This is a genomic window from Rhodovarius crocodyli (genome assembly GCF_004005855.1).
GTDB lineage: Bacteria > Pseudomonadota > Alphaproteobacteria > Acetobacterales > Acetobacteraceae > Rhodovarius > Rhodovarius crocodyli.
In genome coordinates, this window is the sequence record NZ_SACL01000005.1 from 23,882 (window position 1) to 37,915 (window position 14,034).

The 14,034-nt window shown below is 70.6% G+C and carries 12 protein-coding genes; 11 read left to right on the forward strand and 1 reads right to left on the reverse strand.

Features of this window, described 5'->3' with window-relative positions:
- The first annotated feature begins 4 nt into the window (after nt 1-4).
- From EOD42_RS15050 to EOD42_RS15095, 10 genes are all read left to right on the forward strand, one after another.
- Nucleotides 5-631, forward strand: coding sequence for a hypothetical protein (locus tag EOD42_RS15050; RefSeq protein ID WP_127788387.1), 627 nt, complete (start codon nt 5-7; stop codon nt 629-631).
- Between the two features lie 5 nt (nt 632-636).
- Entirely contained in the window at nt 637-2,199 is a 1,563-nt protein-coding gene (locus tag EOD42_RS15055) for a Na/Pi symporter (protein WP_127788388.1), read from the forward strand.
- 311 nt (nt 2,200-2,510) lie between these two features.
- Nucleotides 2,511-3,467 (forward strand): ACP S-malonyltransferase, encoded by a 957-nt coding sequence (gene fabD, locus EOD42_RS15060; protein ID WP_206020364.1) that lies wholly within the window; start codon nt 2,511-2,513, stop codon nt 3,465-3,467.
- A 16-nt stretch (nt 3,468-3,483) separates the two neighbouring features.
- Nucleotides 3,484-4,221: a 3-oxoacyl-[acyl-carrier-protein] reductase gene (gene fabG, locus EOD42_RS15065; RefSeq protein WP_127788390.1), complete on the forward strand. Its 738-nt coding sequence runs from the start codon at nt 3,484-3,486 to the stop codon at nt 4,219-4,221.
- Between the two features lie 28 nt (nt 4,222-4,249).
- Nucleotides 4,250-4,912: a P-loop NTPase family protein gene (locus tag EOD42_RS15070; protein WP_127788391.1), complete on the forward strand. Its 663-nt coding sequence runs from the start codon at nt 4,250-4,252 to the stop codon at nt 4,910-4,912.
- 64 nt (nt 4,913-4,976) lie between these two features.
- The gene (locus EOD42_RS15075; protein WP_127788392.1) at nt 4,977-7,145 is read left to right on the forward strand and encodes an RNA degradosome polyphosphate kinase; all 2,169 of its coding nucleotides are present in this window, start codon (nt 4,977-4,979) and stop codon (nt 7,143-7,145) included.
- A 94-nt stretch (nt 7,146-7,239) separates the two neighbouring features.
- Nucleotides 7,240-8,763, forward strand: a complete 1,524-nt coding sequence (locus tag EOD42_RS15080) for a Ppx/GppA family phosphatase (RefSeq protein ID WP_240655172.1) — start codon at nt 7,240-7,242, stop codon at nt 8,761-8,763.
- A gap of 156 nt (nt 8,764-8,919) precedes the next feature.
- Nucleotides 8,920-10,290 carry a S41 family peptidase gene (locus tag EOD42_RS15085; RefSeq protein ID WP_127788393.1) on the forward strand — a complete coding sequence of 457 codons (1,371 nt, stop codon included), beginning with the start codon at nt 8,920-8,922 and terminating at the stop codon, nt 10,288-10,290.
- A gap of 7 nt (nt 10,291-10,297) precedes the next feature.
- Nucleotides 10,298-11,344, forward strand: coding sequence for a divergent polysaccharide deacetylase family protein (locus EOD42_RS15090; RefSeq protein ID WP_127788394.1), 1,047 nt, complete (start codon nt 10,298-10,300; stop codon nt 11,342-11,344).
- Between the two features lie 23 nt (nt 11,345-11,367).
- Nucleotides 11,368-11,838, forward strand: coding sequence for an RNA pyrophosphohydrolase (locus tag EOD42_RS15095; RefSeq protein WP_127788395.1), 471 nt, complete (start codon nt 11,368-11,370; stop codon nt 11,836-11,838).
- A 4-nt stretch (nt 11,839-11,842) separates the two neighbouring features.
- Here the strand turns inward: EOD42_RS15095 and EOD42_RS15100 are convergent, their stop codons facing one another.
- Entirely contained in the window at nt 11,843-12,652 is an 810-nt protein-coding gene (locus EOD42_RS15100; protein ID WP_127788396.1) for a dienelactone hydrolase family protein, read from the reverse strand.
- Between the two features lie 95 nt (nt 12,653-12,747).
- Here EOD42_RS15100 and EOD42_RS15105 point away from each other — a divergent pair, with 95 nt between their 5' ends.
- The gene (locus EOD42_RS15105) at nt 12,748-14,028 is read left to right on the forward strand and encodes an O-acetylhomoserine aminocarboxypropyltransferase/cysteine synthase family protein (RefSeq protein WP_127788397.1); all 1,281 of its coding nucleotides are present in this window, start codon (nt 12,748-12,750) and stop codon (nt 14,026-14,028) included.
- Nucleotides 14,029-14,034 lie beyond the last annotated feature (6 nt).

A 14,034-nucleotide genomic window follows, 5' to 3' on the forward strand; every position in this document is an offset into this window, starting at 1 on the left:
CGCCATGGTGAAACCCTCCCCTAACCGGTCGCTGCTGCTGGCCGGGCTGATCATGCTGGTGCTGCTGGCCCAGGCCGCCACCGGCCTGTTCGCCCTGTGGCGCGCGGACCGCGAACATGGCGAGGCCCGAGCGACCCTGACGGGGCTCACGGAAATCCTGGACGGTGCGCGCGACGCCGAGGTCGCGTTCAAGGTCCAGGTGCAGGAATGGAAGAACATCCTGCTGCGCGGCAATGACGCGGCGTTGCGGGCGCGCCACACCACGTCCTTCCGCGCGGAGCAGCAGCGCGTGCGGGAGGCCCTGGGCCGCGCCGGCGCGGATGGCGAGGCGCTGCTGTCCAACCACGCCGAGGTGAATGCGGCCTATGACGCCGCGCTGGCCGAGGCGGACCTTGCAACCGTCGACGGCGCGCGCGCCACCGATGCGCGGGTGCGCGGCGTGGACCGGGCGCTGCAGCAGGCGCTCGAAAGCCTCTCCCACAGGCTGGAGGCCAATTACCGCGCGGCCAATGACGCGGCGTCCCAGGCGGCCATCGCTTCCTACCTCAGCCTGCGGAACACCCTCTATATCAGCGCGGCGATCGGCATCCTGGCGGTGCTGGGCCTGCTGGTGCCGCTGTTGCGACGGTAGGGCGCATGGAAATCCTGGCGGGGCTGCTCGGCGGCATCGGACTGTTCTTCATCGGCATCCGTGCCGTGGGCCACAACATGCAGGCCATGGCCGGGCCGCGCATGCGCCGCGCCGTGGCGCGGCTGACGGGCAATTCCGCCACGGGGGCGCTGGCGGGCATCGCGCTGGGCGCACTCACGCAATCCTCCAATGCCGTCACCTTCATCGCGGCCAACATGCAGGCGGGCGGGCTGATCACGGTGCGCCGGGCGCTGCCGGTGCTGGCCTGGGCCAATCTGGGCACCGCGGCCCTGGTGCTGCTGGCCACCGTGGACCTGCGGCTGGCCGCGCTGTGGATGATCGGCGTGCTGGGCACCGCCCAGTATTTCAACCTGGACGGCGGCGGACGCTGGAAGCCCGCCCAGCAGGCAGGCATCGGGCTGGCGCTGATGTTCCTGGGCCTGGCGCTGATGAAGGGGGCGGCAGTTCCCCTGCGCAACATTCCGCTGGTGGCCGAGATCATGGCCTTCGCCGGCGATGCCGTGCTGCCGCCGCTGCTGATCGGCACCATCGTCACGCTGGTGGCGCAATCCAGCTCCACCGTCTCCATCCTCGGCATCACGCTGATGGATGCGGGGCTGCTGACCTTCCACCAGGCGGTGCCGCTGGTCTATGGCGCGACGCTGGGCTCGGGGCTCGCGGTGCTGGCGCTGTCGGGCGGGCTGAAGGGCACGCCGCGCCAGCTGATCCTGTACCAGACCATCTTCAAGGCGGCCGGCGCCGCCCTGTTCCTGGCGCTGCACCTGATCGAGATCCACCTGCATGTGCCGCTGGTGCTGGCCCTGCTGGAACGGCTGGCGACGCAGCCCGACACCCGCATGGGCATCCTGTTCGCCGGCATCCAGGCCGTGACCGCCCTGCTGATGCACCCGCTGCACGGGCCGCTGATGCGCCTGCTGGCCGCCCGCGCGCCCGAAAGCCGCGCCGAGGCGCTGTCCCGCCCGCTGTATATCTATGACCGCGCGGTCGAGGACCCGGACAGCGCCCTGATGCTGGCCGCCCGCGAACAGTCCCGCCTGACCGAGCGCCTGCCCGAGCTGCTCGATGGCCTGCGTGAGGACGCGGTGAAGCCCCCCCTGCCCGCCCAGCCGCTGTCCGATACCGGCGCGCGGCTGGAGGCCAGCGTCTCGGAGTTCATGGGGCAGCTGCTGGAGGCCTCGCCCCATGGAGAGACGCTGACGGAGGCCGTGCGCCTGCAGGCGCGGCTGCGCCTGCTGCGCGACCTGCGCCTGGCCGTGACGGAACTGGCCACCGCCGCCGAGGAAGCCGATGCCGTGGCCCCGCTCGCCCATCTGCTGGAAGCCCTGCACATGATGCTGGAACAGATGCATGAGGCGCTGGACCTGGACGACCACACCATGCTGCTGCGGCTGACCGAGGATCGCGGCCCGATGATGCGCCAGATCCGCAGCCAGGCACCGGCCTGCGTGCCGCCCGAGGCCCTGCACCGGGCGACCGCCAGCTTCGAGCGGGCGGTGTGGCTGGTGCGGTCGATGGCGATGCTGGATATGGATGCGCCGGTGACGTGAGCCCCGGGGCGTTGCCCCGGACCCCACCAAGGGCTCTGCCCTTGGAACCCGCCAGGACCGTAGCGGCCCTGGACCCCGGAGAATTGGCACCACACCCTGAAAACGTTGATTTCAATAATTAAATTGGCAGCCCACCTGCGAAGGCGGGCACCAAACTTCCATCAGGTCCAGGAGATATTATCTCCTGGCGGGGTCTCAAGGGGCGGCGCCCCTTGATGGGGGTCCGGGGGCAAAGCCCCTGGCTCCGCGTTGACTTCCCGCGCCTTCCGCCCCAAAGCCGCAGCGGAAATCGTCATCACAGGGTTATGTCCATGTCCTTCGCTTTCGTCTTTCCTGGCCAGGGCAGCCAGGCTCCTGGCATGGGCCGCGATCTCGCCGATGCTTTCCCCATCGCGCGCGAGACCTTCCAGGAAGTGGACGACGCGCTGGGCCAGCACCTGTCCAAGCTGATGTTCGAGGGCCCGGCCGAGGAGCTGACCCTCACCTCCAACGCGCAGCCTGCGCTGATGGCGGTTTCCGTGGCCGTCACGCGCGTGCTGGAACGCGAGGGCGGCTTCCGCCTGGCCGAGAAGGTGGCCCTCGTCGCCGGCCATTCGCTGGGTGAGTATTCGGCGCTGACCGCCGCGGGCTCCCTGGAACTGGCGACCGCCGCCCGTCTGCTGCGCCTGCGCGGCGACGCCATGCAGAAGGCGACGCCGGCCGGCGTGGGCGCCATGGCCGCCCTGCTGGGCGCCGAGGCGGAGCTGGCCCAGGAGATCTGCGCCGAGTCGGCCGAGAACCCGGAAGGCAAGCGCGAGGTGGTGGAGCTGGCCAACGACAATGGCGGCGGCCAGGCCGTGATCTCGGGCCACAAGGCCGCCGTCGAGCGCGCGGTCGAGGTGGCGAAGGCCAAGGGCGTGAAGCGCGCCATGATCCTGCCGGTCTCGGCCCCCTTCCATTGCAGCCTGATGGCCCCGGCGGCCGATGCGATGGCAGAGGCGCTGGACCGCGCGACGCTGGTGGCGCCGAACCCGCCCCTGGTCGCCAACGTGACCGCCGCCAAGGCGACCGACCCCGCCGCCATCAAGGACCTGCTGGTGAAGCAGGTGACCGGCACGGTGCGGTGGCGCGAATGCGTGGCCGCCATGGTCGCCATGGGCTGCACCCGCTTCGTCGAGGCCGGCGCCGGCAAGGTGCTGACGGGCCTGATGAAGCGCAATGCCCCGGAAGCCTCGGCCATGGCCGTCGGCAACCCCGCCGACATCGAAGCCTTCCTGAAGAGCCTGTGAGAAGGAAAAGCGCCTGATGTTCAACCTTGAAGGCAAGATCGCGCTGGTCACCGGCGCTTCCTCCGGCATCGGCATCGCCATCGCCGAGGCCCTGCACGCCCAGGGCGCCCATGTGGTGCTGACCGGCCGCCGTGAGGCCGAACTCTCGGCCGTGGCGGAGAAGCTCGGCAGCCGCGCCCGCGTGGCCGTGGCCGACCTGGCCGACCCCGCCGCCCCCGCCACGCTGGTCGAGGGCATCGAGGCCGCCGAGGGCAAGCTCGACATCCTGGTGAACAATGCGGGCTTTACCCGCGACATGCTGGCCCTGCGCATGGGCGACGAGGACTGGAACGCCGTGCTGGAGGTGGACCTGAACGCCCCCTTCCGCCTGGCGCGCGCGGCCCTGCGCGGCATGATGAAGCGCCGCGCCGGGCGCATCGTCTCCATCGCCTCCATCGTGGGCGTCACCGGCAATGCCGGCCAGGCCAACTACGCCGCCGCCAAGGCGGGGCTGATCGGCATGAGCAAGGCGCTGGCCCAGGAAGTGGCGCCGCGCGGCGTGACGGTGAACGTGGTGGCCCCGGGCTTCATCGCGACGCCCATGACCGACAAGCTGTCGGACGCGCAGAAGGGCGCGCTGCTGGGCCGCATCCCGCTCGGCAAGATGGGCGAGGCCCGCGATGTCGCCGCCGCCGTCACCTACCTTTCCTCGGACGAGGCCGCCTGGGTCACGGGTGCCACGCTGCACGTCAACGGCGGCATGGCAATGATCTGAGGGCCAAGGCCCGAAAGGAGGACGGCAGGTGCCGCGCCAGCTTGCCCTGCCATTGGACCTCTCGCCCTCCTTCGCGGAGGGCGACTTCATTCCGGACGCGGCCAATGCGGCCGCGCGGGAGTTCCTCGCATCCCCCGAGGCCTGGCCCGACCGCAGGCTGGTGCTGTACGGGCCCGCGGGTGCCGGCAAGACGCATCTGGCCCATGTGATGGCCGCCCGCCACGGCTGGCGGCTGGACCGGGGCGCGCTGCTGCGCGGCCTGGCGGACCTGCCGGCGCGCGGCTGGGTGCTGGATGACGCGGACCTCTGCCCCGACCCCGCCGCCCTGTTCCACGCGCTGAACGCGGCGCGCGAGGCCGGCCTGCCGCTGCTGCTGACCGGCCAGGCCGCGCCCGCGCGCTGGCCCTTCACCCTGCCCGACCTGATGAGCCGCCTGCGCGCCACCACCGCCATCGGGATCGAGGCGCCATCCGACACGCTGCTGGCGGCCATGCTGGCCAAGCACCTGGCGGACCGGCAGATCGTGCTGGCCCCCGCCCTGCAACAGCTGCTGCTGCTGCACCTGCCGCGCGATGCCGCAAGCCTGCGTGAGGCCGTGACGGCACTTGATGAAGCCGCCCTGGCCAGCGGCCGGCTGAACCGGGCCACCGTGCAGGAGGTACTGCGCGAGATGGGCGACGGCGCCATATGATAGTTCTGTGGCATGGCCCGGCGGCCCCGTGTCACACTCGCTGCGCCCTGTATAAGCTGCCCCCATGCCGGAAGCACCGACACCCCAGCCCCTAGAGGCCGCCCATCCCTCCCGTTTCATCAACCGGGAGATTTCATGGCTCGACTTCAACACCCGCGTGCTGGAGGAAGCGGCCAACCCGCGCCACCCGCTGCTGGAGCGCCTGCGCTTCCTCGCCATCTCGGGTTCCAACCTGGACGAATTCTATTCGGTCCGCGTGGCGGGCCTCGCGGGCCAGGCGCGCGCGGGCGTCACCACCGTCAACCATGACGGGCTGACCCCGGCCCAGCAGCTGGTCGCCATCCACACCCATGCCCAGCAGCTGATCGAGGAACAGCAGACCACCTGGCATGCGCTGCGCAACCAGCTGAGCCAGGCCGGCCTGCATGTGACGGAGGCCGAGGAGCTGTCGGCCGCCGACCTCTCCTGGCTGGAACAGCACTTCCTGGAACGCATCTTCCCGGTGCTGACCCCGCTGGCGGTCGACCCGGCGCACCCCTTCCCCTTCCTGCCCAACCTATCCCTGTGCATGGCGCTGAAGCTGGTGCGCGAGGAGGATGGCGGCATGATGCGGGCGCTGGTGTCGCTGCCGCACCAGCTCGGCCGCTTCATCCGCCTGCCGACCGAGGAAGGCGGCAACCACCGCGCCCGCTTCATCCTGCTGGAGAACCTGGTCGGGCTGTTCCTGCACCGCCTGTTCCCGGGCTTCATCCCGGCCGAGCAGGGGCTGTTCCGCCTGATCCGCGACACGGATGTGGAGTTCGAGGAAGAAGCCGAGGATCTCGTCCGTTCCTATGAGACCGCGCTGAAGCGCCGCCGGCGCGGCCGCGCCATCCGCCTGGCGGTGGACAGCCGCATGCCGGCGGACATGATCAGCTTCGTGGTCGAGGAGCTGGACGCCGAGCCCGCCTCCACCTTCGTGGTCGAGGGCGCGCTGGGTGTGACGGACTTCACGGCGCTGATCGTGGATGACCGGCCGGACCTGCTGTTCACCCCCTACACGCCGCGCTTCCCGGAACGCATCCTGGATTACGGCGGGGACTGCTTCTCCGCGATCCGCGCCAAGGACATCGTGGTGCATCACCCCTACGAGTCCTTCGACGTGGTGGTGCAGTTCCTGCGCCAGGCGGCGCGCGACCCCAATGTGGTCGCCATCAAGCAGACGCTGTACCGCACCAGCCGCGAAAGCCCGATCGCCCGCGCGCTGATCGAGGCCGCCGAGGCCGGCAAGTCGGTCACCGCGATGGTGGAGCTGAAGGCCCGCTTCGACGAGGAGCGCAACATCTCCATCGCGCGTGAGCTGGAATCGGCGGGCGTGCAGGTGGTCTATGGCTTCGTGGAGCTGAAGACCCATGCCAAGGTCAGCCTGGTGGTGCGCCGCGAAGGCAATGCCTTCCGCAGCTACGCCCATTTCGGCACGGGCAACTACCACCCCATCACGGCGCGCATCTACACGGACCTGTCCTTCTTCACGGCCGACCCGGGGCTGAACCGCGACGCGGCCAAGCTGTTCAACTACATGACCGGCTATGCCCGCCCCGAGGCGATGGAGAGGCTCGCCTTCTCCCCCCTCACGACGCGGCCGACGCTGCTGGCGCTGATCGAGGCCGAGATGGCCCATGTGGCCGCCGGCCGGCCGGGCCACATCTGGCTGAAGATGAACTCGCTGGTGGATGAGCAGCTGATCGACGCGCTGTACCGGGCCAGCCAGGCGGGGGTGAAGGTCGAGTGCGTGGTGCGCGGCATCTGCTGCCTGCGCCCCGGCGTGCCCGGCCTGTCGGACAACATCAGGGTGAAGTCGATCATCGGCCGCTTCCTGGAACATTCCCGGATCGCGGCCTTCGGCAACGGCCACCGCATGCCGTCCCGCCGGGCCAAGGTCTACATTTCCTCGGCCGACTGGATGGCGCGCAACATGGATTGGCGCGTGGAGACCCTGGTGCCGGTGGAGAACCCCACCGTGCACGCCCAGGTGCTGGACCAGATCATGGTGGTGAACCTGAAGGACACCGCACAGAGCTGGGACCTGCGCGCCGACGGCAGCTGGCACCGCCGCCGCCAGGGTGCCGATCCGATCTCGGCCCATGAGTATTTCATGACGAACCCCTCGCTTTCCGGGCGCGGGAGTGCTTTGAACCGTCCTCAGCGACCCGCCATCCGCCGGCCGAGGCAGGATCGCGTGACGCAGGATTGATGCGGCCCGGCCTTCCGGCCGGGATCTCATCGGCTTCTTCTACGGTGCGCGGCAGCCCAGGCCCCGCGCGCCCCTCTGCACGGGAATCGACCGCTTGGACCATTCGCCGGCCATCCATGCCACCCAACAGGGCGCGCGCCCGCCGCGTTTCGGGGTGGTGGACCTCGGTTCCAACTCCGTCCGCCTCGTGGTGTTCGAGGGGCTTTCCCGCAACCCGGAGGCCATCTTCAACGAAAAGGCGGTGCTGGGCCTCGGGCGCGGGCTGACCACGACCGGGCGGCTGAACGATGCCGCGGTGGCGCAGGCGCTGACCGTGCTGCGCCGCTATCACGCCGTGGCGCGCGGCATGGGGGCGGACCCGGTGCAGGTCCTGGCCACCGCCGCCGTGCGCGATGCGACCAACGGCGCGGAATTCATCAAGGCGCTGGAACAGGCCATGCCCGGCGTGCCGGTCCAGGTGCTCTCGGGCGATGCTGAGGCACGGCTTTCCGCCGATGGCCTGCTGCTGGGCTTTTCCGCGGCCAACGGGCTGCTGGCCGATCTGGGCGGCGGGTCGCTCGAACTGGTGCGGCTGGTGGATGGCGAGATGCGCGAGAGCGTGTCCCTGCCGCTCGGCACCATCCGGCTGGCCGAGCGCGCGGGCGGCGACGTGGCCAAGGCGCGCGGCATCGTCGAGAAGGAACTGGCCTCCGTTCCCTGGCTGAAGCAGTGCGCGGGCACGGATCTGTTCCCCGTCGGCGGCACTTTCCGCGCCATGGCGCGCATCCATATGGCGCAGACCGGCTATCCGCTGGCGATCGTGCATCACTACGCGATCCGCCGCGAGGAAGCGCGGGACCTGGCGGGCGTGCTGATGTCCGCCCCGCGCCGCGCGCTGGAGCGCATGCCCTCCGCCCCCAGCAAGCGCCTGTCGGACCTGCCCTTCGCGGCGGTGGCGATGCGCCGGCTGCTGCGCGCCTCGGGCGCGGCGCGCGCCGTGTTCAGCGCGAACGGGTTACGTGAGGGCTGGTATGCCCGCCTGCTGCCGCCCGAGCTGCGCGACGCCGACCCGCTGCTGTCGGCCACGCAGGAGCTGGCGGATGCCTTCGGCCGCAATGCCGACTTCCCGCCCGCGCTGGAGGAATGGCTGCGCCCGCTGGAACTGGCCGACAACCCGCAGGATGCCCGGCTGGTCTCGGCCGCCGCCCGCATCAGCGACATCGGCAGCCACGACCACCCGGAATACCGCGCGGAACAGAGCTTCTTCCGCGTGCTGCGCCAGCATGGCGTGGGGCTGGACCACCACGCCCGCGCCTTCCTGGCCATGACGGTGGCGCTTCGATACGAGGCCGAGCCGCCCGCTACCTTCCTGGACCAGGCGCGCTCCCTCCTCTCCTCCCCGGCGCTTCGCCAGGCGGAGACGCTGGGTGCGGCCCTCAGGCTGGCCTTCACTCTCTCAGGTGGTGTGATGGAGCTGCTGGCCGGCACCGCGCTGGTGCGGGATTCGCGCCGGGTGGTGCTGCGCCTGCGTGAGGGTTCGGGTGTTTTCGCCGGGGAATCGGTGCTGCGCCGCCTGGAAGTCCTGGCGATTCTGCTGGGGCTCGAAGCCTCGGTCGAGACGGTCGCCGCGCCCGCTTAACGGGCTGGTGACAGGCGTTGAGACATTTCTTGACGCCGGAACACCGGAATCCGTGTTCTATAGAGGTTGCAGTGTGGTGGCCGCGCGCCAAACTGCGCTTTTACCAGCCCCCGCCTCCCGACGGTCGTTCGCCGGGGGGAACTAAGGAATGACTGCATGTCCTTCAAGGCCAAGTTCGGCACCACCGCCCTCGTCACCGGCGCCTTCTGTGCCGGCATCGTGGCGGGCCCCCTGGTGGCTGCCTGGGCGCAGGAAGGCGGACGGGCCGAAACCTACCGTCTGCTGAACCTGTTCGGCGATGTGTTCGAGCGCGTCCGCGCCGAGTATGTCGAGCCCGTCCAGGACCGCGATTTGGTCGAGAACGCGATCAACGGCATGCTCACGGGCCTGGACCCGCACAGCTCCTATCTGAACCCGCGCAACTTCCGCGACATGCAGGTGCAGACGCGCGGCGAGTTCGGCGGCCTCGGCATCGAGGTCACGCAGGAGAACGGCTACATCAAGGTCATCTCGCCGATCGACGACACGCCGGCGGCGCGTGCCGGCATCAAGCCCGGCGACCTGATCACCAACCTGAACGGCACCAGCACCCAGGGGCTGACCCTGCAGGAAGCGGTGGACCAGATGCGCGGCGAGCGCGGTTCCTCCCTGCGCCTGACCATCCGGCGCGAGGGTGAGCGCACCCCCATCGAGCTGACCGTGGTGCGCGACGTGATCCGCCCGCAGGTCGTGCGCTTCCGCATGGAAGGCAACGACGTGGGCTATGTCCGCCTGTCCTCCTTCAACGAGCAGACCGACACGGCGCTGCGCCGCGCGGTGCAGACCATCCGCAGCCAGGGCGGCAGCAACCTGCGCGGCATCGTGCTGGACCTGCGCAACAACCCGGGCGGCCTGCTGGACCAGGCGGTGCAGGTCTCGGACGACCTGCTGGAACAGGGCGAGATCGTCTCCACCCGCGCCCGTCGCGCGGAGGACGCGCAGCGCTGGAACGCCCGCGCCGGCGACATCACCGGCGGCGTGCCCATCGTGGTGCTGGTGAATGCCGGTTCCGCCTCGGCCAGCGAGATCGTGGCCGGCGCCCTGCAGGACCACCGCCGCGCCATCGTCATGGGCGTGCGCAGCTTCGGCAAGGGCTCGGTGCAGACCGTGATGCCGTTGGGCTCCAACGGCGCGATCCGGCTGACGACCGCGCGCTACTACACGCCCTCGGGCCGCAGCATCCAGAACACCGGCATCGAGCCGGACATCGAGGTGCGCGCCAGCCGCGACGACAATGCCCGCCAGCGTGAGCGCGAGGCCGACCTGCGCCGGTCCCTGCGCAACGAGGGCGGCGTGGCGCCGAACGCCGTGCAGCTGCCGCCGCTGAACCTGCCCCAGGGCGTGGCGGAGCGCGTCCAGGCCGAGCCGGCCGAGAATGCGCCCGCCTTCGACCCCACCAAGCCGGAAACCGACTTCCAGCTGCAGCAGGCGCTGACCCTGATCCGCGCCCTGCCGCCCGGCACCACCCTGCGCCGCGCCCAGCGCTGAGGCAGGCTTGCAGACGACGGCCGGGGTGAACCGCCGCGGCTGGCAGCTCCTGGGCCTGTACTGGCTGCTGGTGCTGCTGGCCTCGGGCGGGCTGTTCGGCACGCTGGCCGTAATGGGGCCGCCGGCCCCGCCGGTGGTCGCCGAGCTGTCACTTCCGCCGCAACCCGTGCCCGAGGCAGCGCCCGCCGCCCCCTCTCCGGCGCCGGTCGCGGAGGCGGCGCCGCCCCCGGCGGCGGACCCTGCCCCCGGCACCATCCCCGCCGCCGATCCCGCCCTGCTGGAGGCCGGCCCCTTCGGCCCGGTGCCGCGCATCGCGGTGGATGGCCGCACCTCCATCCGCTTCTACGCCCGCCCCGGCCCGGGCCGCGCCGAGACGCGGCCGCGCATCGCGCTCGTCGTTGGCGGGCTCGGCATGAATGCCGTGCTCAGCGAACAGGCGATCGACCGGCTGCCCGCGCAGGCCACCCTGGCCATCAACCCCTATGCCCCGCGCCCCGGCGGGTTGCTGGACCGCGCGCGCGGCCGTGGCATGGAATTCCTCGTCTCCCTGCCGCTGGAACCCAACGGCTATCCCGCCAACGACCCCGGCGACCGCGCGCTGCTGACCCGGCTCTCGCCCGCGCAGAACGAGGAACGCCTGCTGTGGGTGCTGTCGCGCTTCCAGGGCTATGTCGGTGCCGTGGGCGCGCTGGGCGCGCTGCGGGGCGAACGCTATGCCGCGCTCAGCGAGCCCTTCGGCACGCTGCAGGAACATCTGCGCCGGCGCGGGCTGCTGTTCCTCGATGCGCGCCCCGGCGCCCGCAACCCCGACCGCGCCTGGGGCCGCACCGTGGATGTGGTGGTGGATGAGCCCGCCACCCGCACCGAGATCGACATGAAGCTGGGCGCGCTGGAACGCCTGGCGCGGGAGCGCGGCAGCGCCATGGGCCTGATCGGCGACCCCACCCCGGTGCTGGTCGACCGCGTAGAGGCCTGGAGCCGCAGCCTGGAGGAACGGGGCGCCGTGCTGGTGCCCGCATCCTCGCTGATCCGCCGCCCCGAAGTGACGCCGTAGCCCGCGGCTGCTACACCCGGGCCATGTCGGATCTGCCTTACCGCCCCAATGTGGGTGCCGTGCTGTTCAACGCCGAGGGCCGGGTGCTGGTCGCCCGCCGGGCAGACCTGCCGGGTGCCGAGGCATGGCAGCTGCCGCAGGGCGGGCTGGATGAGGGCGAGAACCCCGCCGAGGCCGTGCTGCGGGAGTTGAAGGAGGAAATCGGCACCGACCGCGCCGAGATCCTGGCTGAACATCCCGAATGGCTGCACTACGACCTGCCCGCGCATCTCGTCGGCAAGGCGCTGCGCGGCAAGTATCGCGGCCAGACCCAGAAATGGTTCGCCCTGCGCTTCCTGGGCAGCGACGCCGAGATCCGGCTGGACCAGGACCCGCACCCGGAATTCGACGCCTGGCGCTGGGCCAGGCTTGAGGAACTGCCGGAGCTGACGGTGGAGTTCCGGCGCGACATCTACCGCGCGCTGGTGAAGGAATTCGCGCGCTTCGCCGGGTAAGGCCCTAAGGGCGCACACCCGCGACAAAAGCCGCCACCCGCCGCATCGCGTCCTCCCGCGCCGCCGGGTCGGTGCCCAGATGCGCCTGGCCGTTGTTGCCCGCCGTATAGGCCAGCCCCGTCCGCACCCTGATCGGGGCATTGGGCGCATCGAAGCCGTGATAGGCGCCGGGATAGGCGTGATAGGCGATGCGGTCCGGGAAGCGCCCGGCCAGCTGCTGGCAGGTCCAGGCGGGCGTCCAGTCATCGGCCTCCCCGATCAGCAGCAGCATCGGCGCGGCCGTGTTCCAGGACGCCAGGCGGTTCGGTACGCCGCAGCCCGGATACATCGCCACATAGGCCAGGATCGGCGCGCCTTCGGGGTTGTTCGCGGTCCACAACACCGTGCTGCCGCCATGGGACCAGCCCATCATCACCACGCCCGGGCCGCCGAAGGGCTGGGCCACCAGCCATCGCGCGGCGGCGATGGCATCGGCCCGGCGTTCCCGCCCAGGCAGGATCGCGCGCTCGCGCCGGGTGCATTGCTCGCCCTGGCCGCGGCTGCCGAAGCTGTCGGGCAGCAGCACCGCATGGCCCTGCCCGGTCAGCAGCCGCGCCCATTCGCGATACAGCGCCGAGACCTGGCCATCCGGCCGGCGGAACCCCGCGCAGCCGTGCATGCCCAGCACGGCGGGGCCCGTGACCGGCCCGTCGGGCAGGTACAGCTCCGCACGCAGCGTCACGCCGGGCGGTCCGGGCAACTCGACGGTGCTCTGGCGCATGGCCAGGGCGGGGGCCGCATGCAGCAGCAGGATCAACAGGGCGAGATGGCGCATCCGCGCAGCCTCGCGCAGCGGGCATCATTCAAGCAAGTGCTTCCACCGCCGGGCCGCGAATGGCATCGTCCGCGCAACCAGAAGGAGAGGAAGCCATGGCCTATACCAAGCCGGAGACGATTGCCCTGCACGGCGGCTCCCACCGCGCGGACCCGACGGCCGGCAGCGTGGCCGTGCCGATCCACCAGACCACCAGCTTCCAGTTCCAGGACACGGGCCATGCCTCCCGCCTGTTCGCCCTGCAGGAGCTGGGGAACATCTACAGCCGCATCATGAACCCCACCTGCGACGCGCTGGAAACCCGCGTGGCCGCGCTGGAAGGGGGCGTGGCGGCCCTGGCGCTGGGCTCTGGCCAGGCGGCCAGCACCTTCTGCGTGCTGAACCTGTGCGAGGCGGGGGACAACATCGTCTCCTCCACCAACATCTATGGCGGCACCTGGAACCTGTTCGCGAACACGCTGAAGCAGTTCGGCATCGAGGTCCGCTTCGTGGACCCGGCCGACCCCGCGGCGTTCAGGAAGGCATCCGACGACCGCACCCGCTGCTGGTATGGCGAGACCCTGCCGAACCCGAAGCTGGAGGTGTTCCCGATCGCCGAGGTCGCGGCGATGGGCCGCGAGATGGGCATCCCGCTCATCATGGACAACACGGCGGCGCCCATCATCTGCAAGCCGCTGGAACTCGGCGCCGCAGTGGTCATGCACTCCACCACCAAATGGATCGGCGGGCACGGCACCAGCATCGGCGGCATCGTGATCGACGGCGGCAATTTCGACTGGGAAGCCTGGGGCGACCGCTTCCCCACGCTGAACAAGCCCGATCCCAGCTATCACGGCGCGGTCTGGACCCAGGCGGTGAAGCCGCTCGGCCCCATCGCCTACATCATCCGCATGCGCACCTGCCTGCTGCGCGACATCGGCGCGCCCATGGCCCCCTTCAACGCCTTCATGTTCATCCAGGGGCTGGAGACGCTGCCGCTGCGCGTCGAACGCCACAATGAGAACGCCGTGAAGGTCGCGAAATACCTGGCCGGGCACCCCAAGGTGGCCAAGGTGATCCACCCGTCGCTGGCCACCGGCGAAGCCGCGCGCCGCGCGGCCACGCTGAAGGGCGGCTACGGCTCCCTGCTGGGCTTCGAGCTGAAGGCGGGGGTCGAGGCCGGCAAGAGCTTCATCGAGAAGCTGAAGATGTTCTACCACGTGGCCAATATCGGCGACGCGCGCAGCCTGGCGATCCACCCCGCCACCACCACCCACAGCCAGCTTTCGGTCGAGGAACAGGCCATGGCCGGCGTGACACCGGGCTACGTCCGGCTCTCGATCGGCATCGAGCATATCGACGATATCCTGGCTGATCTTGAGCAGGCCCTGGCTTGAGAAGGC